Annotated in this window: 18 protein-coding genes; 8 read left to right on the forward strand and 10 right to left on the reverse strand. The window is 69.9% G+C overall.

Translation table 11 applies throughout. From position 1 onward, the window contains the following. The first annotated feature begins 140 nt into the window (after window positions 1-140). Window positions 141-608, forward strand: a complete 468-nt coding sequence (locus tag AB0910_RS04575) for a helix-turn-helix domain-containing protein (RefSeq protein ID WP_366743040.1) — start codon at window positions 141-143, stop codon at window positions 606-608. Between the two features lie 54 nt (window positions 609-662). Here the strand turns inward: AB0910_RS04575 and AB0910_RS04580 are convergent, their stop codons facing one another. The 6 genes from AB0910_RS04580 to AB0910_RS04605 all read right to left on the reverse strand — a co-directional run bounded on the left by AB0910_RS04580 (window position 663) and on the right by AB0910_RS04605 (window position 14,245). Further along, window positions 663-1,064 carry a hypothetical protein gene (locus tag AB0910_RS04580; protein ID WP_366743041.1) on the reverse strand — a complete coding sequence of 134 codons (402 nt, stop codon included), beginning with the start codon at window positions 1,062-1,064 and terminating at the stop codon, window positions 663-665. Between the two features lie 233 nt (window positions 1,065-1,297). Then, window positions 1,298-7,753: an RHS repeat-associated core domain-containing protein gene (locus AB0910_RS04585; RefSeq protein ID WP_366743042.1), complete on the reverse strand. Its 6,456-nt coding sequence runs from the start codon at window positions 7,751-7,753 to the stop codon at window positions 1,298-1,300. 123 nt (window positions 7,754-7,876) lie between these two features. Further along, complete coding sequence (locus AB0910_RS04590; RefSeq protein WP_366743043.1) at window positions 7,877-11,293, reverse strand: LamG domain-containing protein; 3,417 nt, start codon at window positions 11,291-11,293, stop codon at window positions 7,877-7,879. Window positions 11,294-11,725: 432 nt separating this feature from the next. Beyond that, on the reverse strand, window positions 11,726-12,001 hold the full coding sequence (locus AB0910_RS04595; RefSeq protein ID WP_366743044.1) for a small hydrophobic protein: 276 nt from the start codon (window positions 11,999-12,001) through the stop codon (window positions 11,726-11,728). A gap of 110 nt (window positions 12,002-12,111) precedes the next feature. After that, a complete protein-coding gene (locus tag AB0910_RS04600) occupies window positions 12,112-12,498 on the reverse strand; it encodes a peptidase inhibitor family I36 protein (RefSeq protein WP_366743045.1) in 387 nt (128 codons plus the stop codon). Between the two features lie 151 nt (window positions 12,499-12,649). After that, on the reverse strand, window positions 12,650-14,245 hold the full coding sequence (locus tag AB0910_RS04605; RefSeq protein WP_366743046.1) for an MFS transporter: 1,596 nt from the start codon (window positions 14,243-14,245) through the stop codon (window positions 12,650-12,652). A 200-nt stretch (window positions 14,246-14,445) separates the two neighbouring features. Here AB0910_RS04605 and AB0910_RS04610 point away from each other — a divergent pair, with 200 nt between their 5' ends. The 3 genes from AB0910_RS04610 to AB0910_RS04620 all read left to right on the forward strand — a co-directional run bounded on the left by AB0910_RS04610 (window position 14,446) and on the right by AB0910_RS04620 (window position 17,478). Continuing rightward, window positions 14,446-15,186 (forward strand): TetR family transcriptional regulator, encoded by a 741-nt coding sequence (locus AB0910_RS04610; protein ID WP_366743047.1) that lies wholly within the window; start codon window positions 14,446-14,448, stop codon window positions 15,184-15,186. A 66-nt stretch (window positions 15,187-15,252) separates the two neighbouring features. Next, on the forward strand, window positions 15,253-16,464 hold the full coding sequence (locus tag AB0910_RS04615; RefSeq protein WP_366743048.1) for an alpha/beta hydrolase: 1,212 nt from the start codon (window positions 15,253-15,255) through the stop codon (window positions 16,462-16,464). A 63-nt stretch (window positions 16,465-16,527) separates the two neighbouring features. After that, window positions 16,528-17,478, forward strand: a complete 951-nt coding sequence (locus AB0910_RS04620; RefSeq protein ID WP_366743049.1) for a DUF4429 domain-containing protein — start codon at window positions 16,528-16,530, stop codon at window positions 17,476-17,478. Window positions 17,479-17,503: 25 nt separating this feature from the next. Here the strand turns inward: AB0910_RS04620 and AB0910_RS04625 are convergent, their stop codons facing one another. Both AB0910_RS04625 and AB0910_RS04630 read right to left on the reverse strand, forming a co-directional pair. Further along, the gene (locus AB0910_RS04625) at window positions 17,504-18,523 is read right to left on the reverse strand and encodes an aldo/keto reductase (RefSeq protein ID WP_366743050.1); all 1,020 of its coding nucleotides are present in this window, start codon (window positions 18,521-18,523) and stop codon (window positions 17,504-17,506) included. 6 nt (window positions 18,524-18,529) lie between these two features. Further along, window positions 18,530-18,994 (reverse strand): MerR family transcriptional regulator, encoded by a 465-nt coding sequence (locus AB0910_RS04630; protein WP_366743051.1) that lies wholly within the window; start codon window positions 18,992-18,994, stop codon window positions 18,530-18,532. Between the two features lie 100 nt (window positions 18,995-19,094). Here AB0910_RS04630 and AB0910_RS04635 point away from each other — a divergent pair, with 100 nt between their 5' ends. Continuing rightward, the gene (locus AB0910_RS04635) at window positions 19,095-19,598 is read left to right on the forward strand and encodes a GNAT family N-acetyltransferase (RefSeq protein WP_366743052.1); all 504 of its coding nucleotides are present in this window, start codon (window positions 19,095-19,097) and stop codon (window positions 19,596-19,598) included. A 53-nt stretch (window positions 19,599-19,651) separates the two neighbouring features. Then, window positions 19,652-20,530: a serine hydrolase domain-containing protein gene (locus tag AB0910_RS04640; RefSeq protein ID WP_366743053.1), complete on the forward strand. Its 879-nt coding sequence runs from the start codon at window positions 19,652-19,654 to the stop codon at window positions 20,528-20,530. A 66-nt stretch (window positions 20,531-20,596) separates the two neighbouring features. Here the strand turns inward: AB0910_RS04640 and AB0910_RS04645 are convergent, their stop codons facing one another. Then, entirely contained in the window at window positions 20,597-21,088 is a 492-nt protein-coding gene (locus tag AB0910_RS04645) for a MarR family transcriptional regulator (RefSeq protein ID WP_366743054.1), read from the reverse strand. A gap of 271 nt (window positions 21,089-21,359) precedes the next feature. Between AB0910_RS04645 and AB0910_RS04650 the strand changes: the two genes are divergently transcribed. Beyond that, window positions 21,360-22,349, forward strand: coding sequence for an alpha/beta hydrolase (locus tag AB0910_RS04650; RefSeq protein WP_366743055.1), 990 nt, complete (start codon window positions 21,360-21,362; stop codon window positions 22,347-22,349). A 52-nt stretch (window positions 22,350-22,401) separates the two neighbouring features. Here the strand turns inward: AB0910_RS04650 and AB0910_RS04655 are convergent, their stop codons facing one another. Beyond that, the gene (locus AB0910_RS04655; protein WP_366743056.1) at window positions 22,402-23,064 is read right to left on the reverse strand and encodes a pirin family protein; all 663 of its coding nucleotides are present in this window, start codon (window positions 23,062-23,064) and stop codon (window positions 22,402-22,404) included. Window positions 23,065-23,125: 61 nt separating this feature from the next. On the opposite strand from AB0910_RS04655, the gene AB0910_RS04660 reads away from it, so the two are divergent. Continuing rightward, window positions 23,126-24,307: a helix-turn-helix domain-containing protein gene (locus AB0910_RS04660; RefSeq protein ID WP_366743057.1), complete on the forward strand. Its 1,182-nt coding sequence runs from the start codon at window positions 23,126-23,128 to the stop codon at window positions 24,305-24,307. Window positions 24,308-24,353: the final 46 nt, after the last annotated feature.

Consider the following 24,353-nt stretch of genomic DNA (forward strand, 5'->3'; position numbering starts at 1 on the left):
AAGAGTGTCAACGACGCAATGCCTTCGCCGGTGACTCGACGTGATCACTCGCACACCTTCTGTGCGCACATGAGGTCCGTATGGCACGGCCTTCTACTTTTGCTTGCGAAAAGTAGAAGGAGCCAGGCAGTCTGTAGCCCGTGGCAGACGCTGAACCGACCGCCGACCGTCCCACCGACCCGACGGGCGAACCGACCGCGGGGCAGAACGCTGCCCGCAACGTCGCGCGCGACCCCGCCGCCGAGCGCGACGAGGAGGACTTCGCGCAGCTCCTCATCCGGCTTAAGCAGGACTACAAGGTCTCCGAGAGCGAGATCGCCCGGCGCATCGGCGTCTCCTCGGCCACCGTCAACCACTGGGTGCACCGCAAGCGCGGCTACGGCCGGGGACCCCAGCGGACGAGCCTCGTGACGCTGTCCGAGGAGTTCCCCCGCTACTCGCTCGACAAGATCTACGCCTCGCTCGGCCGCCCGGTCCCCGGCACCGTCAGCCGCGACAAGGAGGCCGAGGTCCTCACGGTCTACGCCGACCTCACCGAGGTCCAGCAGGAGTTCACCCTGATCCAGATGCGCGCCCTACGAGAGAGCAACCTCAACAAACGTACGTAGCCGCGGGCGCTCGGCGGCATCGCGACGCCTCAGCCACCGAGCGCCCCGCACCTGCTACCTTTCCTCGACCCTTTGGAGGATCAGTTCTCTTCCGGTTCCCAGAGCCTCAAGCAGCGCGTCGAGGGCTTCCTCGACGTCGGCGTGCTGCCGGTGCAGAAAAACCGCAGTACCCATGCTCTCGTCATCTTTTGACTGGTGAAAAGCGAAGTACCGGCGCTTCAGGCGAAACGCCGCCACCCGCACCTCTCCGAGGTCCGACCAGCTCTCCTCGACCTCCAGCCGCAGCCTGTCGGCCAGCCCCGCCAACGGGGCGTCCAGGACGGCCACCGGTCTGAGCACCTCGGTCACGTACTCCCATAGACCGTATTGCAACGCCGGGTTCTTCTTTCCGCCCTGGTAACGGAATGCAGCTTCCCAGCCCGCTTCCGGTTCCGGTATATCCATTCCCTCTGTCACTTTCTTACTCTTCTTGCATCCGGCCGGATCGGGAGACGAATTTTCTTCATGAAACTCCCGTCTGCGTAACGCCGCTCCGGAACCGAACGGATGGCGGTCCGGTCCCAGAGCACACGCTACACGCCTTCGATTGGACTTGGGCGCGCACCTCGAAGATCAAACACGCACCCGACCCGCGCATAACCGCGACCGCCAATCCATGGGCGGCGTCGAGTGGCGATACTTGAGAGTGCTCAGCGATGTTCGGCAGTAATGATGATTGGGATAGCAGCCCAATCATCACCGTCCTTCAGGAAAGAACGTACATCTTCATACCCTTCCTCCCATTCGACATATCCTTTTATTGAGTTTTTTTGCGGCTTCGGCTTCACAGTCGTATAGAACTCGATGCTGCCCGACTTCGCGTCAGGGGGCAGCGGTCCTCGGTACGCCTGTACTGTTGGCCGCGGAGCGAACCGTGGAGTCCTTCCCCAAAGCTCACCAGAATCAATCTGCATCTGAGCAACCGCAGACCCCTGCGTGCGAGATCCCTTTCTGTGAAAAGGGCCGTACAGCGTTGCGACTTCCGGCAGGCCGGCTTCTGCTCCCTTGGCTTCGGCCCGGGCCTTGCTTGCGAGGACGACTGCTCCGCCACCAGCAGTCGCACCGCTGCCGGCTGCCGGTCCGGAGATGAGGTCTGCGGCTCCTTCTGCGCAGGCCACAGCGACTGCGAGGCAACTGCCGGCGCCCAGGGACGCGATGGGGGCCACGGCAACGAGAAGACCGGCGCCGGAAAGGGTGCCGACCAGCACTTTCTGCCAGGTGGCGAGCTTCCCTCGGTCGATCCAGTCGTCGGAGACGTCTGGGGAGTAGTCGGGGTTCGTCCCCATGGCATAGCCGTGGAACACAACTTCGCGGGGCTTGGGCTCAGGTCCCTTCTTGAAAACTACCTGGACCCTCTTCACCGGACCGTCTTGGCGCAGGATGGTCGTCATGATCCCGGAGGTGTGTGTCCTGCCGGAGGAGATCGCTACCTGCTGGTCGTAGATCCGGGTCGAGTGGTAGGTCCAGCCTCCGCTGAAACCTGGGGTCAGATAGTCGAAGGTGGTGCTGCCGTCCTTGTTGGCGCAGCCGCGTTCACAGTTGCCGATGGGACGGAGCCCGGTCGGGTCGGAGAGGGTGACGGGATTGTTGTCGGCGTATGCGTATCCGTTCAGGGACTCGAGGTCCGTCTGGTCCAGGACAGGGTCGACGGAGAGGAAGCGCCCGAGCTGAGGGTCGTACTGCCGCGCACCGACCTGCGTGAGTCCCGTGGAGGGGTCTTCCGGTGCGCCGAGGAATCCCTTGTCGTCAGGCCATGCGGCAGGTGGGCTGCCCCGCGTCGCCCCGAACGGGTCGGTGTAGCGTCGGGTCACCTGCTGTGAGGCTGCATCGACGATCATTGTGGCGGTGCCGTGGTGGTCGTCGACGATCCAGCTGAGTCCTGTGTTGGTGCGCAGCGCGGTGCCGTCGCCCGCGGTGTAGTAGCGCTGGGCCGTGAAAGTGCCGGTGGCCGGGTGGTAGTGGACTTCCTGTCCGGGGAGGTAGAGGACCGTCTCGTCCGGCCCCTGCCGGATCATGAGTTGGCCGGCCGCGTCGTACAGGTAGTGCGTGGTACTGCCGTTCTCGGTCAGGCTCGACAGGTGTCCTTCGCTGTCCCAGGCGAGTTTCTGATTGCCCGAGGCGCCTGGCCGTTGCGTGGTGTTGCCTGCCTCGTCGTATGTATAGGAAGTTGTTCTGCCGTCAGTGGTGGACGACGTCAGGGTGTGGGGCTGCCCTGTTCCGTCCGCGGTGACGCTGGGATAGGTGTATGTGGTGCTGGTGTCGCCGATCGCGGTGTGGACTGTTCGGGTGTCCCTGAGTCCGGCGACCGTGTAGGTCCAGGAGTTCCAATAGGGTGCCGGGCCACCCAGCGTGCCGGGGGATTTCGCGGTGGCGCAGTCGTGCGAGCCGGGGGTCCATGCCTCCGTCAGACGCTGGTGTCCGTCGTAGGTGAAGCACTGGGTGTCCGGTCCGCCGACCTTGTTGTTGATGGAGGTGACGTTTCCGGCGGTGTCGTACGCGTAGTCGACATCGCTGGTGTACCCGGGGTTGGTCTGGTCGAGGGTGTGGGTGTTGGAGAGGCGGCGGGTGCCGTCCTCGTATCGGTTGGTTATCTGGAGCTGCTTGGCTGTGGTCGACGTACCGAGAGTGGTCTGTTCTGTTTCGCCATAGGGGGTGTAGGCGACTTGGCGTACGTAGTCGGTACTGCCATCGACAGAGGTGACCAGTCCGAGGTTGTTGTAGGTGTAGGCAACGGTCTCGATCGGGAGCCCGCCGGCGGCAGGCAGGACAGTGTTGTTGATGGTTCCGTCGAGGTTGTAGGCAGTCTTGGTGGTGAAGGTCTGGGGTGCTCCGGCTTTGACGAGCGGATCGTCTGCGGGGAGCACGGTCCTGGCGCCTGTGGGTTGGTAGTCGGCGTTGTAGCCGGTGATCTGGCTGGCGTAGATTTTTCCGTTTGCTCCACCGACATAGCGGATGGAAGCGGCGCTCTTCCCCTTGGCGACGGTGTCGTACGTGAGCTTGGTCAACTGGTGGTCGTCATCCTTGACGCCGTTCCAGGTGCCCGTCGGGCGGTCGAGTTCGTCGTAGTCGGTGATGAGCGTGGTGGATCGGCCGTCGACGCGAGTGGTGGCGGTCCGCACCTGGTCGGCGTCGTCGTAGGTTGTGGTGGTAGTCCCCTTGTCGGGATCCACGGCCTTGGTCTGCCGGCCCCGGATGTCGTACGTGTAGCTCCAGACGGACCGGTCGGGGCCCGTCATGGTCTTGATCTGTCCCCCCGGGTAATAGGTGTAGGCGGTTGTGGTGTAGTCCGATCCGGTGGGACTGGGTCCCGCGTACTCACGGCGCTCGGTGACGCGTCCGCGGGCGTCCTTGAGGGTGAGTGTGCCGGAGCCCCCCGGGGCCGCAGTGACGGCGACCCGGTCCCCTTGGTCGTCGGTGGCGGTGCGCCACCGTTCCTGGTCGTACACGCGGAAGACGGACGCCGTGGCCCGGCCGGCCCCGTCGTAGAGGGTTTCCGTGGAGGCGGGGACGGATCCGGGGATGGTGTTGGCGAGGGCGCCGGTGGGGGTGTTGTTGTTGAAGACCTGCTCGTTGGTGACGTGGGCGAGGCCCCTGTCGTCGTAAAGGGTCTCGGATATCGTGCGGCCGCCGCCCGAGGCGGGACTCTGCTTCTGTCGGGGACGCAGCAGCGCGTCGTAGATGTCGTAGGCCGTGTTGTAGGTCTTGCCGTCTGTTCTGATGGTGTCCGTGCGGACCCAAGTGGCCTTGTCCTTGGTGACGCTGTACGTGTAGAGGATGCTTGCCGTGTCGCCGAGGGAACGCGCGCGGTTGGGCTTCCAGACAGCGGTGAGGCGTCCCAGGGCGTCGAAGGCCCATTCGGTGGTCTTGCCGTTGGCGTCCGTCAGCTTGGTGGCGCTTCCCCAAGCCGGATCGACTTCCGTCGTACTGGCGTATCCCTTGACGTTGGTCACGGTGGTACTGGTCAAAGGACCATAGCCGTTGTCGTCGGGGGTGTAAGCGGTCTTGGTCGTGTGGCCGAGCGCGTCGGTTGCCGCGGTGGGGCGGCCGAGGGCGTCGTAAGCCGACGTGGAGATCTTCTGGTAGTCCGGCTCGCCCGCGGTGTAGCTGGAGAGCCGGTACGAGGAGGTGATGTCGCCTCTCGTGGGCGCGGCACCGACTGCTTGGCCGTCGTATCCGGTGGTGACGTCCGAGATGGTGTCATCGGGGAGTTCGGGAGTGGTGGCGCAGTCTTTCGCGTAGGTCTCGACGCGTGCTGCGTACTGCACGAGCCAGTCGGCAGTATTCCGCGCATAGGTCGACGTCTGGCAGGTCTCGTCACCGCTCTTTCCGATGTCTCCCTGGTCGTCGACCTTGACAGGCATTCCGTAGGTGCTGTCGTAGCTAGTGGTGACCTTCGTGGTTCGGGTTCCGGAGGACGTCTTGGTTCGGGTGGTGACTGCCGCCGGCTCCATGTACCAGGACTCTGTGGTGCCCCAGTCGTAGACGTGTCTGCCCGTGCGGTGGGACCACGGCGTGTTGACGGTGTCGCTGATGACCTCCGTGCCGTTGTAGGCCGCCATCTCACGGACGAAGCCGGCGTACTGGCGGGAATCGTCGATTGCGGCGCCTGTGGTGTCGGTGACCTTTTCCCGTCTTGTGGATCCGTCCTTCTGCTTGTCGCCGTCCAGGCCCCGCATATAGAGCGTCACGGTTTTGCTTGTGGGACCCGTTCCGTCCCCGGTGATGACGGTGACCTTGGGATATCCGCGCCATTGGTTCCATGTTCGGTACTTCTGCTTCGTCAGTCCGTCGTCGTCGGCGTATCCCCAGCCCGCGCCTCCGTCGTAGGAGTAGCGCGTCTCTTTCGTGTCACCGCCGCCCGTCGGATCCTCTTCGAATGTCGAGGTGACGACGTACTTGTGAAACCAGTCCAGTTGCGGTGTCGCATCGTTCTGCGACCAGTAGACGGGAAAGCAGCGCAACGTATTGGCGTCTTCGGACGCGGGCATGGTGGTGCCACGAATGCACTGCGGGTCGGAGTAGTTGACGGTGAGGACGGCCCCGGTTTCACTGGTGATCTTGCGGATGCGCCACTTGTAGTAGCGCAGGGTGTCTTCTCCGCCCTCGACGTGGTTGGGCATTTGGACGCCGTCAAAGGTGACAGGGGGGAGGGAGGACTCACCGGGGCCCGCTTTGCCGGTGTTCTGAATGGACTGCAGCCACAGGCTGGGCGAGGAGGCGTCGCCGGACGCTGGGAAATTCTGGGTCAGGTGCCAGTTGTCGACCTGGCGGCGGTCCATGCCTGAGCCGGTCCAGACGGACGTGGTGATGTCGGTGAGGCGGTACCGGGTGAAAAAGGTGGGGCCGATCTTGCCCGGGCATGCTTTGCCGTCACCGCAGATGAGGTCGAAGGGCACGTCGGGCCAGTCCGCCTTGGTGTCCTTCGTCAAGCTGGAGCAGTCGGTGGCGACACAGCGCTGGGCATAGGTGTAAGTGATCCGTTGCGCGGCCGGCTTGGTGTAGAGGCTGTTTGCACGCAGACCGTAGTCGGTGTGCTTGAGGTAGCCGGCCCTCGTGTAGCTGGTGGTAGGGGTGTCGTCGCCGTTCTTCGCGTAGTTGTTCTTTTCCTTGCCGTACCAGTAGGTCATGGCGTTGCCGTGGGGGTCGACGACGTAGTCGAGGTTCCATTTCCATGCCTGGTTGCAGCTGGAGGCCGCGTAGGTGCTTGCGTGGCAGGGCTCGTCCGCGTCGTCGCCGAAAACAGGGGTCGTCCAGGTTGAGTTGGTGACGGGATCGTCGGCGTCGCTGCCGTGGTCGCTCCATCCGGGGAGGCGGTGCTTGCCGAAGTAGTACTGGGTCCCGTTGGTGGTGGTGACCCTCCAGTACTCGCCGTTGTTGTCACCGTTACTGGTGTTCCCCGTAAGGTGCTCCACCCTGGTGGCGTCGTCGTTCTTCAGGCGCCAGGTCCCCCCGTCGCCTTCGGACTTCTCTGCGCTGTCGCAGACCGAGGTGGTGTCGCAGTCGTTGACGAGCTCCGCGGCCTTGCCGTTGAGGACGAGGGTGGCGTTGGCGTACTTCCAGCAGAGGTCTCCCTTCCCTGCGTTCCCGTCGTCCTTGCAGGATCCGTATTTCCGCTCGATGTAGGACTCCGTCATGTCGAAGCCCTCGCCGACCACCGAGGTCTGGTTGTTCTCGGAGGAGGTCCTGCCGTCAACACTCTGCGCGCTGTAGCTGAGCGCGAGGTTGGGTGCCGGGCCGGCCGTTGCCGGCGGGACGCGCAGTGGATAGCTCCACGTGAAGTCGCCGGTACTGCCCCCGGCCTCCCAGGTCGCGGAGGGGCTGAGGGGAGTTGCCCCGTAGTCCCCTCCCCCACCGGATGCGTCTGCGGCAGCAGCCAGCAGAAGAGGCTGCGAGGTCGTCAGCTGTTCCGGAGCCAGAGTGACGGACAGTGTCTGGTGTGTGGTGTCGTTGCGGGTGTCCATCGGCTTCTGGCTACGGCACTGCGGGGCCTGCGGCCGACTCAGCACACAGGACGGAAGTTGCACCAGGCGCAGCCGAGATCCGTAGGAGCCGCCGAAGGCGTCGGCGAAACCTGAGTAGTCGAGGGAGAAGTGCAGCCCGGCGTCAGCGCGGCGCATGGGTGTGAGGGCCATGAGGGCGCCGTTGACGTGGGCCTTGGCGGTGTCTGCGTGGTCGTAGACACGTAGGCGTATGTCTGTGCCAGCGATGTGCCCGGATGTGCCGACGCCTCTTCGTGCGCTCCGCTCCAAGGTGACAGGCAGGGTCCCGACGCTGCCCTGCGCCCTGTCGGAGGTGCGGAGGTGCATCGTGGTCGTCCCGGCGCCGGGCCAACGGCTGCGGGAGAGCTTCTGCCGCGTCATGTCGGCCGCCGCCGCGGCTCTGTTCGCACTCTGGCGCGGCGGGGCCTTGTACGGCAGGACCTTGTCGATCTTCGGTTCGGGTACGGCCGGGAGGTCGATGATCGCACGCGCTGCGGGCCGGGCGGCAGCGTAGGTGCCGGGGACAGCGAGCTGGGGTACGAGGACGAGGGTTGCGGCAAGAGCACCTCGACCCAGCCAACGGTGTACTGCGCTGGGGGGTCTGCTGCCGCGTGATGATGCGTTCACGTGTGACGGCTTCCTTGGCTCGTGGTGGCGGGTGCGCTCTTCGTCGCTGAGGGAGCGCAGCAGTGGAAGCCCGGGCCGGGGCAGCGGAGCCCCGGCCCAGGTCGGGCAAACGTGCGGTGGGGCCTACTGCTCGGCGCCGTACAGATCGCCGATCGCGCCGGTGCTCATGGCTCCGGCCCAGAGCCGGACGTTGGCGATGTGGCCGGGGAAGTAGGCCGATGCCGTGCCGTCGCTGCGTGCCCGGCCCACTTCGAAGGCGCCGCTCCCCTGCCAGGGCGCGGTGTACGCGACGCCTCTGTCCCCGTCGATCTGGGCGGTGTCGGCGTACACGAAGAGCCCGCCGCGCGTCGTCGAGTCGCTCGCATCGTCCGAGGCTTGCTGCGCGTTGTAGACGACCGTCAGCCGCACCCATGTGTCCTTGTCGGCGATGTCGGACTGCGCCACGGTCCATGTGGCGCCTGTTGCGTCCTTGTCCGGGCGGCCGAAGTGCCACTTGCCGATGGTGGATCCGGCCGGCTGCTCGTACCACAGCCCCCAGGACGACTGGGCCGTCCCGGTCTGGCCGAAGACCCGCGCCTTGTAGCTCCTGGTGGTGTCGGCGAGTTGGCTGCTGTCCAGCCGGACCCAGGCGGTGGCGGTGAACGATCCGGTGTCGTCGACGAGAGGCCCCGGCACGGAGGCGTAGTCGCTGCTCCCGTTCAGAGCGAGGACCTGCCGGGTCGGCAGCCCGACATCGGGGTTCCCGACGGTGTCCGGGTCGATTGACAGCGCCGCGCCGTGAAGGGCCATGGAGTGGCCGTACCCGGAGGTGTCCTCGATGGCGGTCCCGGCCGCAGTAGGGGCCTCCCAGTCGCCGACGATCGACGTAACCGGGTCGCCCGCCTGCCCGTCCGAGGCGTCCTCGTCCTCCAGTGCCGCGTCCTGCACGATCTCCGGTTCGGCGAGGGCCCGCGACCACACGTGGATCTCGTCGATCTGGCCGGAGTAGTTCTCCTTGTAGACGCTTTCGGCGTGCAGACGGCCCACCTGGAGTCCGCCTGTGGCCTTCCACGGCGTGGTGAACGCGACGGGGTCGCCCTGCGGCCGGCCGTTGACGTACAGCTGGATCGTCTGGTCGGCGGCGTCGTAGATGCCGGCGAGATGGGTCCACACGTTGAGCGTGGGCGGCTTCGACGAGAGCGATCTGATGATCGTGGGGCCTGCGACGTCGTCGGCATGCCGGTTGAACACCCAGGCTCGGTAGGCCGACGAGTAGTACAGCTGGAACCCGGAGGCGACACTGCCCGCCTGGGACAGGGCCGTGTAGTTGCGCGTGTCGTCGCCCAACCGTACCCACGCGGACACGGAGAAGCTCTTGCTCGTGTCGAGGACTGCGCTGCTGGTGGAGGCGTAACCGCTCGTGCCGTCGAGGCTCAGCGCCTGCGGACCCGAACGTGCCAGGGCGGTGTAGGCCGCTGTCCCGCCGGTGCTCAGCGGGTGGGCCGGCCCGGTGGTGCTGTCGTCTCCGGTGCCGTCGAGGTGCCAGATGCCCGAAGGCAGCTCGGCCCCCCTCACGTTGAAGCTGTAGTAGCCCGTGAGTGAGCTGTGGCCCGCGTCGTCGTACCCCCACACCTGGATCGTGTTCTCACCGGCCTGATCAGGCGTGATCTTCCGGGTCAGTGAGGCGCCCCTGGCAACCTTGACCGCGGACGAGACGGCGCCGCTGTTGAGCCGCCACGTGAAGGAAGTGACGTCCGATTGCAGGCCCGCTGTCTTCGGATCGGCGTCCCCGGGGGTGAAGGTGAAGCTGCCGCTCTCCCCTACGCTGCCGGACGCAGGACTGCTGTCCGCCGACGGGTACTTCCCGTCAGCGCTGGCGATGGCGACCGGCGGAGGGCTGTCGGTGTCCACGCGGAAGTAGCACCAGGACGACCAAGCGGAGGTGAGTGTCCCTGTCGCACCGCGGTCTGTCGTGTAATGGGCCTGCGTACGGGCATGTACCCGGTAGTCGGTCTGCGGGGCCAGTGCGCTCGTCGTCGCGTCGCGTTTGGCGTTGTCGGCGACCCACTCGCTGGTCGGGGAGTCCGCGCTCCACACCTTCGAGGACCCGTCCGCCTTCCACACCTCGAACTGGGCGCGCAGTTGCGCGTTGCCACCGTCACCGGACTGCACGGTGGCATACATCTTCGGAGTGGTGTCGCTGGTGGCGAAGGGCTGGCCGGAGGCGTTGCACGCCGACCCGGTGGATCCTTGCTGCACCCCGACTGGGCTGGGGAGGCTCGGAGTGGACACGTAGGTGACGGACAACTTGGCGTCGTCGCGGAAGCGCGCCCACGCGGCAGTAGTGCTCTCGTCGTGCGGGGCGAGGGAGAACGTGATCTCCGGCTTTCGGCCGTCCACGAACTTCTGCACGGTGGGGGTGAGATTCTCGTTCGTCTCGGCGCCGACATTGTCGCTGAAGCGGACCCAGTTCGCGGGCTGTGACGGGCTGCACAGGCTGCCGCGGCCGTAGGAGACGTTGCGGTCCCCCATCAGGTCGACGGCCGTGGGTTTCGAGGACCAACTCGTGGTCGACGATATGCCCTTGTTCACGAGGCTCAGGTCGTACCAGTGTGCATCACAGGTGAATGTCCAGGTCTGGTAGGCCTCGAAGGTCGCATCGAGGATCTTCTTACCGTAGAGCGAAGCCATCGGATACTCGAAGTAGAGCCGCTGGGTATAGGGCGTGTCGGAACAGAGGTAGCCCGCGTAGTTGGAACAGCGGCCGGTGCCTTTGTCGCCGTGCCACTCCCAGAATCGGTCGCCGTCCGAGGACAAGGCCGTCCAGTCGGTGCGGGTCAGGCCCTTGACCGGAGGGTCGATGTAGACGGGGTAGGCCGTGTCGCCGCCCCGGAGCAGCTGCAGGTCCGGCTTGAGAGCGAGCTTCCCCCCGTCCACCACTACATCGACGCCCGCTGTTCTGTCGCCTGCGCCCGGTCCCTGCGCAGGGTCCTCGCTCTCGCCGCTGCCCCCTACGGGATCCTGCGCTCCCAGGACGGCGTGCTCGGCATGTGACCGCGCGGGGGGCCGGGGCCCCGTGGAGTCGCCCCTGGAGTCCCACATGCGACCCGGGGGACCTGCGAAGACCGTCGCCCCGTCGGCGTCGACGGCGTTCAGGCCGCCGTCGCGCCCCGGGAGTATGCGTACGCCGTGGCCTGCTACGGAGAGTTCGAGATGTTCCAGCTCGGGATTGGCGGCCGCCTCACCGTCCTTGACGATCAGTACCTGGGTGAAACCGGCACTCACCGCGGTGACCTTCAGGTCCACGCCAGGCAAAACGTCCGCGTAGGTCGCCGAACTCCCCTCGACCGTGGGGCGAGGCAGGACATGGGGCCACTGCAGGGAAAGGGATCGGGCGCCCTTGGACAGCGTCACCAGGTGTGCGTCGCCTCCTCCGGAGAATCGCACATCCGTCGTGGTCGCCCTCGCGCGGACCCCTCCGTCCGAGGTCTTCGCAAGCGTCGTGTCGATCTGCGCCCAGCTTCCGTCGTCCTTACGGGCCCGCACCGGAGCTGCGTCCATCTCCTGAGTGAACGTCCCGTCAGGATTGGCGAAAACCTGCGACGCCTCGGTGCGCAGAGCATCCACCTCGACACGCTCGCCGCTCCGCGTCGCTCGCGCCGTCGCCTCCGCTCCCGGAGAAACGCGCTCGAGAGCTGTCGAGCGGGGCGACCGAGCAGCCGCCCCGGGGGATTCGAGCCCCACTGCCACGCACGCCACAAGCGGCACCAGAGCCGTCAGTGCAACCTGTCTTCGGCGCACCGCACTCCACCCTACCCTCGACCCTTCACATCCCACCCCAAGGAGTCACACAGTCATCACAAAGATCGGACAAATATCCATCGCTGTCGTGACTACGTCAAGAGTGATCAACGGGGCGGGCGCGGGTGAAGGCGCCGGGGGGCGGTGGTGGGGACCGCCGTCCCCCGGCTGCGTGCCCCGGGGGTGCCCGGGTCAGAACAGGGTGGTGAGGGCGATCACCGTGTCGATGGCGCCGAGCACCACGGCGATCACCGCGGGGACGTGGCGGTTGGACCACCGCCGGTCCATGGAGAGCCAGCCGGTGATCAGCGCGATCGGGCCGAGCACGATGCCGAGGACGAAGAACCCCGCGATCGCGCAGACGAGTCCGATGATCCCGAATGTCGCGCGGTCCGGCCCGCTCCGCGACCCCATCCGGCCGCGCGAGCGGGGGCTCATGCGTGTTCGGGTGCTGCCGAAGCCCGCCATGACGTGTCTCCTTCCGGAGCTACCGGCCCGGAACCACAGGCCTGTTCGGACCTTCGCACGTCCGCGTACCCGCGCTCGCCGTGCGCACTCCCCCGGCCACCGGCCGGTGCTCAGTGCTCCCAGACCTTGAACGCGCGCACGCGGTAGGGCGACCTGGGCACCCAGGTGCCGTGGCCCGGGTAGGTCTCGAACTCGCCGGTCTCCTCGCACTCGTCGGACTGGTAGACCGTCACCGGGCGGCCGAGGCGGTTGGCGAGCGAGAGCGCGGAGCCGGCGCCACGCAGCCGTACGCAGTCCTGGACGACGAGGCCGGTCAGCTCGTACCGGCTCCGGGGGCCGCCGTAGCGGCCATCGGGCCACAGACACAGCTCGCCCGGCGCGCAGTCGCCGCGCGGCGCGGGGGCCGGGGCGGCCCCGGTCGGCGCGGCCCAGGCCGGGGCGCAGGACAGTGCCGCGGCGAGCAGGGCGAGCGCCGTCGTTCTCTTCGTACGTCGCATGGTGAGGGACCCCCGTCGGTCGTGGTGTGGTCGGGCTGCGGTGACAGCCTGCCCGCCGGGGCGGCCGCAGACAGCCGGAGGGGCCCGCCGAAACGATCCGGCGGGCCCCTCCGAGCTGTGTGTTTGACCCTCTGTCAGCCGTGCGTTGACGTCAGATGTGCGCCGCTCCGCCGGCCGCGGCCGCATTCTCCCCGCGCTTCGTCAACAGCGCGACGAAGATCGCCACGAAGCCGACGGCCGCGGCCACCAGGCACGCCAGCGTCATGCCCGACATGAAGGTGTCGTGTGCGACGGCCGTGATCTTCTCCGCGATCGCGGCAGGTGCGCCCTTCGGCACGGGCGCGACGCCGACCTGGACCGCCTCGGAGACCTGCCCGATCTGGCCGGAGGTCAGGGGCGGCAGGCCCGCGCCCGTCCAGTTGCCCGGCAGCTTGTCGGAGACGCGCGAGGCCATGACGGCGCCGAGCACCGCCGTGCCGAGGCTGCCGCCGATCTGCATGGCGGCCTGCTGGAGGCCGCCGGCCACACCGGAGAGCTCCATGGGCGAGTTGCCGACGATGACCTCGGTGGCGCCGACCATGACGGGCGCGAGCCCGAGGCCGAGCAGCGCGAACCAGAGCGACATGGTGGCGGTGCCCGTGCCGACTTCGAGGCGGGACATCCCGAGCATCGCGACGGTCGTGAAGATCATGCCGCCGGCGAGCGGGATGCGCGGCCCGACCTTGGTGATCAGGACGCCGGCGACGGGCGAGGCGACGATCATCATGCCGGTCAGCGGCAGCAGGTGGAGTCCGGCGTCGACCGGGCTCATGCCGTGCACGTTCTGGAGGTAGAACGTCACGAAGAACAGTCCGCCGAGGAAGGCGATGGCCATCAGCGCCATCAGCACCACGCCGGCCGAGACCGGGACGGACTTGAACAGCGCCATCGGGATGAGCGGTTCCTTGACGCGGTTCTCCCAGAGCGCGAAGACGATGAAGCACACGATCGAGACGCCGATGAACAGCCAGGTGCTGCCCGCGCCCCAGCCCCAGGTCGGCGCCTTGATGAGGGCCCAGACGAGGCAGAACATCGCCGCGGAGAGCAGCAGGATGCCGAGCACGTCGAAGGACCTGGGCGCGTTCTCGGCGCGGTGGTCGAGCAGGATGAAGGCGCCGAGCACCAGCGCCACCACGCCGACCGGCACGTTGATGAAGAACACGGACTGCCAGCTGATGTGCTCCACGAGCACACCGCCGAGGATCGGGCCGCCCGCGGTGGAGGCGCCGATGACCATGCCCCAGATGCCGAGCGCCGCGTTGAGCTTCTCGGCGGGGAAGGTGGCGCGCAGCAGGCCGAGCGCCGCCGGCATCAGCAGTGCGCCGAACAGGCCCTGGAACACCCGCAGGGTGACCACGAGGGCGATGGTGTGGGAGAGGCCGATGGCTCCTGACGCGGCGGCGAAGCCGACCACGCCGATGAGGAAGGTCTGGCGGTGGCCGAACCGGTCACCGAGCTTGCCCGCGGTGATCAGCGCCACCGCCAGGGCCAGGAAGTAGCCGTTGGTGATCCACTGGACGTCGGCGAACGAGGCGCCGAGGTCCTTCTGAATGGCCGGGTTGGCGATCGCGACGATGGTGCCGTCGAGGGCCACCATCATCACGCCGACGGCCACGGCTATGAGCGTCAGCCAGGGGTGGCCGCGCAGCCCCTTCTTGGACGGCGCCGTCGTCGGGGGCGCCTGAGCGACGGTGGTCTGACTTGTCATACCGCACACGCTAATGTCAGTAGCTGACAGTTGACAAACCAATTCACAAGTCGGTAACTGTCACGTGGCTCACAGCCGCCGGCACTACCGTGGTGAAGGGGCGTGACCGGCGGGAACGCCCCGGTCGGTCCGACAGGGCGCCGGAGGAACGGGACACCGCAAGAACAGGACGCCGGAAGAAGGAGCGAGGTTCCCCCACAGTGAGCGTCGGGCAGGACACAGCGGCAGAACGGCCCACAGGTCTGCGCGCGCGCAAGAAGCAGCGCACGCGGGACGACCTGATGCGCGTCGCGCTCCAGCTTTTCACCACCCAGGGGTACGAGGCCACCACGGTAGACGAGATCGTGGAGGCGGTGGAGGTCTCGCAGCGCACGTTCTTCCGCTACTTCGCCAGCAAGGAGGACGTCGCCCTGGCGATCGTCTCGCTGGTGGAGGGGCAGTTCGTCGAGCAGCTGCGGGTGCGGCCCCCCGAGGAGGGCCCGCTCAGCGCGCTGCGCGCCGCGATCACCGCGGGCTGGGCCCAGATCGGCGAGACCATCGAGGACGTCGCCCCCGTCGAGCTGGTGATGAAGGCCTACCGGATGATCGAGTCCACCCCCGCGCTGCTCTCCGCGCACCTGCGCCGCGGCAGCGAGACGGAGGAGGAGATAGCCCGGATCGTCGCCGAGCGCGAGGGCCTCGACATCGAGCGCGACCCCAGGCCGCGCGCCGCCGTCGCCGCCGTCTGCGGGGTGCTGCGCATGGCGGGCCGCGTCTGGGGCGGGGCGGGGCACGAGACCAGCGTGGAGGCGCTGATGGCGCTGACCGAGACGTATCTGGACGCGCTGCGCCCGTCCCTGGCGGGCGACTGGCGTACGGCGGACGGCCCAGCGGAGGCGGCCGGCTGTGTTCCCGACGGCCGCGCTTCGGCTAGCCTGGCACAAGATGTGACCTTTACGTGATCGGTGCGTGACCTGTCGCCCCCGCTGCGGGGAGCGCCTGACGACGCGCTCTAGGGTGGCCTGCCAGTGATTCCTTTCGCCTCTTCACCCGCTCTGCTGACGTGGCGGACGCTCCTGGCGCTCGCCGTGGTGTTCGTGATGCTCGCGACCACCGGCTGGACCGCCGTACAGCGGGGCCAGAGCCCCGCCGACCCGCTCAAGGCGGCCGTGGCCTCGTGGCGCAAGGGATCGGTCGGCCACCGCAGGCTGCCCGACCCGCGCTCCTCGCCCCGCCGCATCGCCGCGTTCTTCGGGGCGCTCACCTCGGGCGAGCGCTCCCGGCTCGTCTCGCGCTACCCCCTGGTGGTCGGCAACCTCAACGGCGCCCCTGTCTCCCTGCGCTACCGCGCCAACCGGCTCGCGCTGCGCAAGGAGGCGGCCGTGGAACGCCGCAGGGCCGAGGACACGCAGCTCTCGCCCGAGGGCAGGAACCTCGCGGCCAGGACGGAGCAGCAGTACGCGTCGATGCTGGAGCCCGGCAGGGACTTCCTCGCCTTCGACCCCTCGGGCACCGGGCGCGCGGCCGAGGTCTTCGGCGACCTCGCGCACGCCCGCAGGATCTCGGTGGTGGTGCCGGGGGTGGACACCAACGTGCTGACGTTCCAGAAGACCGGCAAGTGGTACACCGCCCCCTCGGGCATGGGCGCGTCGCTCTACACCGCCGAGCGTGCCGCGTCCCCCTCCACCAGCACCGCCGTCATCGCCTGGGCCGACTACACGGCGCCCGCCGGCCTCGGCATGGACGCCGCCATAGGGACGCTCGCGCGGGCCGGTGCCGTACGCCTGACGGCGCTGACGCGGGCGCTGCCCGGCGCGGCGCCCGTCTCGCTGTTCTGCCACAGCTACGGCTCCGTGGTGTGCGGCGTGGCCGCGCGCGGCCTGCCGCGGCGCGTGGTCGACGTGGCCGTCGCAGGCAGCCCCGGCATGCGGGTCGGCAGCGCGGCGGGCCTGCACACCCGGGCGCGCGTGTGGGCCATGCGGGACACCGGCGACTGGATCCAGGACATCCCCTACGTGGACGTGGTGGGCCTCGGCCACGGCGCCGACCCGGTCTCCGCCGGGTTCGGCGCCCGGGTGGTCTCGGCTGCGGGCGCGCAGGGCCACGCCGGCTATTTCCAGCCGGGCACGACGAGCCTGGACAACTTCGCGGACATCGCCGTCGGCGACTACGGTGCCGTGGTGTGCGCGGGGGACGTTTCGGGCTGCCGCGGCTCAATCCACGCCGGAGAGAACTCCTGACGCGCGTAGATTTCCGCGTTCGGGCTGAAGACGTGGCGGCGAACGCCGCCTAATATGTGGCACATGGGTGATGTACTGGCCGGTATCCACGCCACCTGGGAGTTCGAGGGCGACTCCGTGCTCATCCGCTTCGGACGGGGCATACGGACACCCAGGCTGTTCCAGGTGCTGCGGGAGCGCCGCATCCCCCACGAGGCGCTGGCGTCGGTGGCGGTCTCCCCCGGCAGGCGCGGCACCGTGGTGCTGCACGCCGTGGTGCGGCCGGGCGCCGACCCTCTGATGGACGTGGCGGCCGGGCAGCTCAAGGAGGGGTACGACCCCTACCGCCTGGTGGTACCCGCGGGCCGCGAGACCCTCGCCGAGTTCTACGCGCGGGAGCTGCGCAAGGCGCTGGAGGCCCGGCGCCCCCTGGACCCGGCGGCCCGGGCGTACCCCGCGGACCAGCAGCTGGTGGCGCCGCCCGAGGCGCCGCTCGCCTTCAAGGCGTACGACGGCAGGGCAGCGTTCGACGGCAGCGAGGTGTCGTTCCGCTGGTCGTGGACGGGCGCGTCGACCGCCAAGTGGAAGGCGGGCGACCAGACGTTCAAGGTGGGCGACCTCCAGGGCGTCGAGTGGCGCTCCCCCGAGGGCTCCGACGGCTGTCTGCGGCTGACCGCGCGGCAGCCGGCCGCCGCGCAGCCCGCCCTGCGCACCTCCGTGCCGGGCCAGCCGACGGCGGCGGAGGCGGACCGGCGCGCACGGCCCGACCTCGACCCGTCGGCGGTGGTCTTCGGCGTCGGCTACGGGCCGGTCCACGAGTCCCTGCCGTTCGCCGCCGCCGTGCTCGCCGCGGTGCGCGGCGGCTCCTCGGCACGCTCCCACCCCGGGGAGCCGCGGCACGCCCCGGCGCCCGCCGCCGACCCGGGGCGCTCGGTCGCCGACCGGATCAGGCAGCTGGGCGAGCTGCACAGCGCGGGCCTCGTCACGGACGAGGAGTTCACCTCGAAGAAGGCCCAGCTGCTCGCGGAGCTGTGAGCCCGGCGCCGGTGTCCCGCGCGGGCTACTCGCGGCCCGCGGAGGTGAAGCTCATGTCCGCGTAGCGGCCGCCCGCGACGCGGGAGGCGATCGGTTCGAGGACGTCCAGCTCGCTGGGGGTCAGGATCAGGTGCGTCGCGCCCACGTTCTCCTCCACGCGGGTCCGGCTGCGGGTGCCGGGGATCGGCACGACGCTGACGCCGTGCACGCCCGCGCGCTGCTGCACCCAGGCGAGGGCGACCTGCGCGAGCGTCGCGCCGTGCGCGGCGGCGACGGCCCGTACGGGTTCGAGGAGGGCGGCGTTGGCCGCCGCGTTGTCCCCGGTGAAGCGGGGCTGCTGCCGGCGGACGTCGTCCTCGCCGAGCTCCTTGTCCGCGCTGACGAACGCCCCGGTCAGAAAGCCCCGGCCGAGCGGCGAGTACGGCACGAGCCCGACGCCGAGCTCGGCGGCCGCGGGGACGACCCTGGCCTCGATGTCGCGGCTGAACAGCGACCACTCCGACTGCACGGCGGCGATCGGGTGCACGGCGTGCGCGGCGCGCAGCTCGTCGGCGGTGACCTCGCTCAGCCCCAGGTGCTTCACCTTGCCCTCGCGCACCAGCTCGGCCATGACGCCGACGGTCTCCTCGATCGGGTACCGCACGTCGCGCCGGTGCATGTAGTACAGGTCGATCGCCTCGACGCCGAGCCGGGACAGGCTCCCCTCGGCGCTGCGCCTGATGTACGCGGGGTCGTTGTCGATGATGCGCTTGGTGCGGTCCTCGCGGTCGATGGCGAGGCCGAACTTCGTGGCCACCACCGCCTCGTCGCGGTGCGCGGCGAAGAATGGCGCGAGGAACTCCTCGTTGGCGCCGTCCCCGTAGGCCGCCGCGGTGTCGAACAGGGTCACCCCCAGCTCAAGCGCGCGCTCCAGCGTGGCGCGCGACTCGGCGAGGTCGCTCGGGCCGTAGGCGAAGCTGATGCCCATGCAGCCGAAGCCCTGCGGGCCGACCTCGGGCCCGTTCGCGCCCAGGCGGATCAGGGTGGGGGGCGTGGTGTCGCTCATCGGTGCTCAGCACCTCTCCGACGCCTGGGAGGCGTCCGCGTAGAAGCCGATCTTCTGGTCGAGTACGGCGACCGTGTCCTGGAGTTCCGCGATCCGCGCGAGGACGTCCCGCCGTGTGTGCAGCAGGAGTTCGCGCCGCTCGGCGAAGGTGGTCTCCCCGGCGCGCACCAGCTCCGCGTAGCGGATCATGTCCGCGACGGGCATGCCCGTGAGCCGGAGCTTGGCGACGAGGGAGAGCCAGTCGAGGTCGCGGTTGCTGAAGCGGCGCTGGCCGGTGTGCGAGCGGTCGACGTGCGGCATCAGGCCGATCCGCTCGTACCACCTGAGGGTGTGCGCGGTCAGGCCGGTGAAGGCGGCGACCTCGCTGATCGTGTACTGGTCCTGCCCCTCGGGCCTGGGGTGCCCCGACGGTCCTGAGGCACAGGCGTCCGTGGCGGCGGTGTCCACCGGTGTGCTCTCGGTCAGCGTCATGCCCCCACGCTAATTCCTTGGAGTGCGCTCGAAGCAAGGGCGACTCGGGGCGCGGGCAAACCGGTACCGCCGCCCGGGCCCACGCCCTACGCTGCGCGCCATGGAGCCGATCGCCTTCGCCGCGCCGCGCGCCGCCCCGACCGCGAGGGCCGCGGGCCCCGGGGACGCCGAGGAGCTCGTACGGCTGCGCGCCGTCATGCTGGAATCCCTCAACCCCCATGCGGACGACGACTCCTGGCAGCCCGCCAGCGTCGCGATCCTGCGGCGGGCGCTCGCGGAGCCAGAAGGGGACCTGGCGGCGTTCGTGGTGGACACGCCGGGCAGGCCGGGTGTCCTCGCCGCCTGCGTGGTCGGCACCGTCACGCAGGGGCTCGGCTCCCCCGGCGACCACGCGGGCCTCGGCGGCCATGTCTTCAGCGTGGCGACCGACCCTTCGATGCGGCGGCGCGGCTGCTGCCGCGCCTGCATGGAGGCGCTGCTCGCCTGGTACCGGCGGCGCGGGGTCGTCAAGGTCGACCTGCACGCGTCGCAGGAGGGCGCGCCGCTGTACGCGTCCCTCGGCTTCCGGCCGACGCACGCGCCCGCCATGCGCCTCCTGCTGTGAGCCGGGCCGCCCCCGCTCCCGGCCCCCGCGCGGCCTGAACTAGGGTCGGACGCATGGAGCGCCACGAGTCCTCGCCGTCCGCGCCGCCCCCGCAGGCCGCGGAGTCCCTGCGGTCCCTGCGCCAGGTCGGCGGGTGGCCGGTGCCGCACGCGGCGGCGGCCGTCGTCCGCGCCGACGGCACCGTCGCCGGCGCTTACGGACCCCAGGACCTGCGGTTCGCGCTCGCGTCCGTGACCAAGCCGCTCGCCGCCTACGCGGTGCTCGTGGCGTACGAGGAGGGCGCGGTCGAACTCGACGAGCCCGCGGGGCCCGAGGGGTCGACCGTCCGCCACCTGCTGGCGCACGCGAGCGGCCTCGCGCCGGACGAGCAGCGGGCGCTTGCGGCCCCCGGCACCCGGCGCGTCTACTCGAACGCCGGGTTCGACGCGCTGGGCGCGCATGTGGCAAGGGCGAGCGGTATCGCCTTCCCCGACTACCTGCGGGAGGCCGTGCTCGAACCGCTCGGCATGGCGGCGACGGAGCTTCCCGAGGGCGGTTCGCCGGCCCGCGGCGCGGTCTCCACCGCGGCCGACCTGGCGCGGTTCGCCGCGGAGCTCCAGGCGCCCAGGCTGCTCGACCCGCGCACGGTGGCCGAGGCGATGACGGTGCAGTTCCCCGGGCTCTCGGGTGTGCTGCCGGGCTACGGCGGCCAGAAGCCCAACGACTGGGGCCTCGGCTTCGAGATCAGGGACGGCAAGTCGCCGCACTGGACGGGCGCCGCGTCCTCGCCGCGCACCTTCGGCCACTTCGGGCAGTCCGGCACGTTCCTGTGGGTGGACCCGGAGGCCGCCGCTGCCTGTGTCGCCCTGACGGACCGGGACTTCGGCCCCTGGGCAGTCGAGGCCTGGCCCCCGCTGACGGACGCCGTGCTTGCGGAGCTGCGGGCCGCCTGACCCCGCTGCCTCGCGCGTCGGGCCCGACCGTGGCCGCGCGGGACGGCGCAGCGCGGGCGCCCGTGATCAGGCCCTGCTCTCCGTGCGGGCCGTGACGTTGCCGGTGAGGCGGCGCAGGCTGGCGCGGGTGCGGTCGAACTCCTCCTCGCCCAGGCCCATCGCCTCGCCGATCGCGCCGGGGATGGCGCGGGCGCGCTCGCGCAGGGCCGCGCCCTCGGGGGTGAGCGCGATGCGGACCGTGCGCTCGTCGTCGGCCTGCCGCTGCCTGCGCAGCAGGCCCGCCGCCTCCAGCCGCTTCAGCAGCGGCGTCAGCGTGCCGTAGTCGAGCTGGAGCGCGGCGCGCAGGTTCTTCACCGGCACCCCGTCGCGCTCCCAGAGCGCCAGCAGCACCAGGTACTGCGGGTAGGTGAGGCCGAGTTCGTCGAGGAGGGGCCGGTAGAGCGCGGTGACCGCGCGCGAGGCCGCGTACAGCGCGAAGCACATCTGGTCGTCGAGCAGCAGGGACAGCTCTCCCTGCGCGGCCCGCCCGTCGGTGCGGGCGTCCTGGTCCGCGCTCATGCCTGCTCTCCTTCGTCCGGTGTGCGGCGGTGCGGCGGCCGCCCGTCCGTCACCGGGCGGCCACCTCTCCAGCGTAACTCCTCGCCCACGATCGGCCGTGGGGCTACTTCCTCGTGCACGGGTAAACCGTCCTCACGTCACCATTCCCCCATTAGCTTGCGCACGATTTAAATGTGTCCTAGTCTTCTGGCTGTCCGAAGGGAAACCCTCCTGACGGAACCGAGGGCAGGGCAGCGCACCCACCGCGTCCCGCCGGAACGAGGAGAAGACCATGTCCGAGAGCACCACCACCCCCGCAGCCCCCGTGCTCGAACCGGCCGCCGCCGCCTTCGCCGAGGCGACCTCGAAGCCGCCCTTCCTCTTCCAGCTGCCGCCCGCCGAGGGCCGCGCCGCCGTCGACGAGGTGCAGTCGGACGGCCTCGACGAGCTTTCGGCCGCGGCAAATCCCGCGGCCGACGAGGAGTGGGTCACCGTCGAGGGCGGCCCCACCGGCTCCGTACGGGCCAGGATCGTCAGGCCCGCCGGCGCCACGGGCACCCTGCCCGTGGTCCTCTACATCCACGGCGCCGGCTGGGTTTTCGGCAACGCCCACACCCACGACCGGCTGGTGCGCGAGCTCGCCGCGGGCACCGGCGCAGCCGTGGTCTTCCCCGAGTACGCGCTCTCCCCCGAGGCCCGCTATCCGGTCGCCATCGAGCAGAACTACGCGGTGGCGCGCTGGATCGTCGCCGAGGGCGCCGCGCACCGCCTGGACGCGGGCCGGATCGCCGTCGCCGGCGACTCGGTCGGCGGGAACATGACGGCCGCGCTGACCCTGATGGCCAAGGAGCGCGGGGACGTCCCGCTCGTCCAGCAGGTGCTGTTCTACCCGGTGACGGACGCCTCCTTCGACACCGGCTCGTACCGCACGTTCGCCGAGAACTACTTCCTCGCCCGCGAGGGCATGAAGTGGTTCTGGGACCAGTACACGACCGACCCCGCCCAGCGCGCCGAGATCACCGCGTCCCCGCTGCGCGCCACCGAGGAGCAGCTGGCCGGGCTGCCGCCGGCCCTCGTCATCACCGGCGAGGCCGACGTGCTGCGCGACGAGGGCGAGGCGTACGCGAACAAGCTGCGCGCCGCCGGCGTCCCGGTCACCGCGGTCCGCTTCCAGGGCATCATCCACGACTTCGTGATGCTCAACGCCCTGCGCGGGACCCACGCGGCCGACGCGGCGATCCGCCTCGCCGTGGACACGCTGCGCCGGGCGCTGGCCGCCTGACCCGCCACAGCCGCGGCGGCCGGGGCCCGCGCCCCGGCCGCCGCCGCATGTCTCAGCCCGGCGGGGCCATCTCCCACACGAGCGTCTCGGAGCGGCCCTCGTGGCCGGCGAGTTCGAGGCCGCGGGCGTCCGTGATCCGCGCCGAGTCGCCGGGCCGCAGCTCCTCTCCGCCGAGCAGCACCGCGCCGCGCACGACGTGCACATAGAGGTACGCGGCGTCCGGCACCGCCGAGCGCTCGCCCTCGGCGAGCCGCCGCACATGGAGCATCGCGCCGGCCTCGGGCAGGGCGTACGGCGTGGCGTCGGCTATGCCGCGCACCAGGTCGTACGCGGGGTCGCCGCCCGGCTCCCCGGGCGCGAGCCACATCTGCACGAAGACCAGCGGCCCGCCGCTCTCGTTGCGCTCGCTGTGCCTGACCCCGGAGGCCGAGCTGAGCCGCTGCAGGTCACCGGGGCGCACCACGGTCGTACGACCCTCGGAGTCGCGGTGCGTCAACTCGCCGCTGACCACCCAGGTCACGATCTCGGTGTGGCTGTGCCGGTGCTCGCCGAAGCCGGCGCCGGGCGCCAGCCGCTCCTCGTTGCAGGCGATCACCGCGCCGAAGCGCAGGTTGTCGGGGTCGTAGAAGCCGCCGAAGGAGAAGGCGTGCAGGGAGACGATGCCGGCGTCCTCGTCCCCGCCCGGGTAGCGGTCCTCTGCGTACCGAAGGGACATCACGGGCCCTACGGTAGCCCCGGCCCCGCGTCCCGCCGCCCTGATGAGGCAGTCTTGTCCCGTGCCTCGACCCGCGAACGAACCCCACCCGCACGCCGCCACCCTGCGCCGACTCGAACAGTCCTCTGGCCGGCTCGCCGCCAACGCCATCGCGCTGATGGACGAGACGCTGCCGTGGTACCGGGCGATGCCGCCGGAGAACCGTTCGTGGATCGGGCTCGTCGCGCAGGCGGGTGTCGCCGCCTTCACGGAGTGGTTCCGCCGCCCCGAGCGGCCGCAGGCGATCTCCACCGACGTGTTCGGCACGGCGCCGCGCGAGCTGACCCGGGCGATCACCCTTCGGCAGACCGTCGAGATGGTCCGCACGACGATCGAGGTCGTCGAGTCGGCCGTGGAGGAGATCGCGGCGCCGGGCGACGAGGCCGTGCTGCGCGAGGCGCTGCTGGTGTACGCGCGGGAGATCGCCTTCGCGACGGCGCAGGTGTACGCGCAGGCCGCCGAGGCGCGCGGCGCCTGGGACGCGCGCCTCGAATCGCTCGTGGTGAACGCGGTGCTCTCCGGCGAGGCCGACGAGGGCGCGGTCTCCCGGGCCGCCGCGCTGGGCTGGACCAACCCGGAGCACGTCTGCGTGCTGCTCGGCACGGCGCCCGAGGGCGACAGCGAGCTGACCGTCGAGGCGATCAGGCGGGCGGCGCGGCACGCCAAGCTCCAGGTGCTGACCGGCGTCTTCGGCAACCGCCTCGTGGTGGTCGCGGGCGGCTCGGACAATCCGCTCCAGGTCGCGAAGGGGCTGATCGGGCCGTACGCCGCGGGGCCCGTCGTCGCCGGGCCCGTCGTGCCCGACCTGCAGAGCGCCACCCGCTCCGCGCAGGCCGCCGCGGCCGGGCTGCGGGCCTGCTCCGCCTGGCAGGACGCGCCGCGCCCCGTGCTCGCCGACGACCTGCTGCCGGAGCGCGCGATCGCCGCCGACCCGGCCGCGCGCGAGCAGCTGGTGGAGGAGATCTACAGACCGCTGGAAGAGGCGGGCTCCGCGCTGCTGGAAACGCTGAGTGTCTATCTGGAGCAGGCGAGCAGCCTGGAGGGCGCGGCGCGCATGCTGTTTGTGCATCCCAACACCGTGCGCTACCGGCTGCGTCGTGTGACGGACGTCACGGGATGGTCACCCTCCGACGTACGATCCGCCTTCACACTGCGGATCGCGCTGATCCTCGGGCGGCTCGCGGACGCCGACGTCCAGTTCTGATCTTGTAGAGTCTCCACAACTACCCCCTCGGTTCTTGGTCCCTGTC

It is taken from the genome of Streptomyces sp. NPDC047002, from assembly GCF_040704505.1.
Lineage (GTDB): Bacteria > Actinomycetota > Actinomycetes > Streptomycetales > Streptomycetaceae > Streptomyces.

Bases quoted from the DNA above. Each gene is read 5' to 3' on its own strand.
- AB0910_RS04590 (WP_366743043.1), bottom strand. From the start codon at position 11,293: ATGGACGCAGCTCCGGTGCGGGCCCGTAAGGACGACGGAAGCTGGGCG.
- AB0910_RS04595 (WP_366743044.1), bottom strand. From the start codon at position 12,001: ATGGCGGGCTTCGGCAGCACCCGAACACGCATGAGCCCCCGCTCGCGC.
- AB0910_RS04600 (WP_366743045.1), bottom strand. From the start codon at position 12,498: ATGCGACGTACGAAGAGAACGACGGCGCTCGCCCTGCTCGCCGCGGCA.
- AB0910_RS04605 (WP_366743046.1), bottom strand. From the start codon at position 14,245: ATGACAAGTCAGACCACCGTCGCTCAGGCGCCCCCGACGACGGCGCCG.
- AB0910_RS04620 (WP_366743049.1), top strand. From the start codon at position 16,528: ATGGGTGATGTACTGGCCGGTATCCACGCCACCTGGGAGTTCGAGGGC.
- AB0910_RS04625 (WP_366743050.1), bottom strand. From the start codon at position 18,523: ATGAGCGACACCACGCCCCCCACCCTGATCCGCCTGGGCGCGAACGGG.
- AB0910_RS04630 (WP_366743051.1), bottom strand. From the start codon at position 18,994: ATGACGCTGACCGAGAGCACACCGGTGGACACCGCCGCCACGGACGCC.
- AB0910_RS04635 (WP_366743052.1), top strand. From the start codon at position 19,095: ATGGAGCCGATCGCCTTCGCCGCGCCGCGCGCCGCCCCGACCGCGAGG.
- AB0910_RS04640 (WP_366743053.1), top strand. From the start codon at position 19,652: ATGGAGCGCCACGAGTCCTCGCCGTCCGCGCCGCCCCCGCAGGCCGCG.
- AB0910_RS04645 (WP_366743054.1), bottom strand. From the start codon at position 21,088: ATGAGCGCGGACCAGGACGCCCGCACCGACGGGCGGGCCGCGCAGGGA.
- AB0910_RS04650 (WP_366743055.1), top strand. From the start codon at position 21,360: ATGTCCGAGAGCACCACCACCCCCGCAGCCCCCGTGCTCGAACCGGCC.
- AB0910_RS04655 (WP_366743056.1), bottom strand. From the start codon at position 23,064: ATGTCCCTTCGGTACGCAGAGGACCGCTACCCGGGCGGGGACGAGGAC.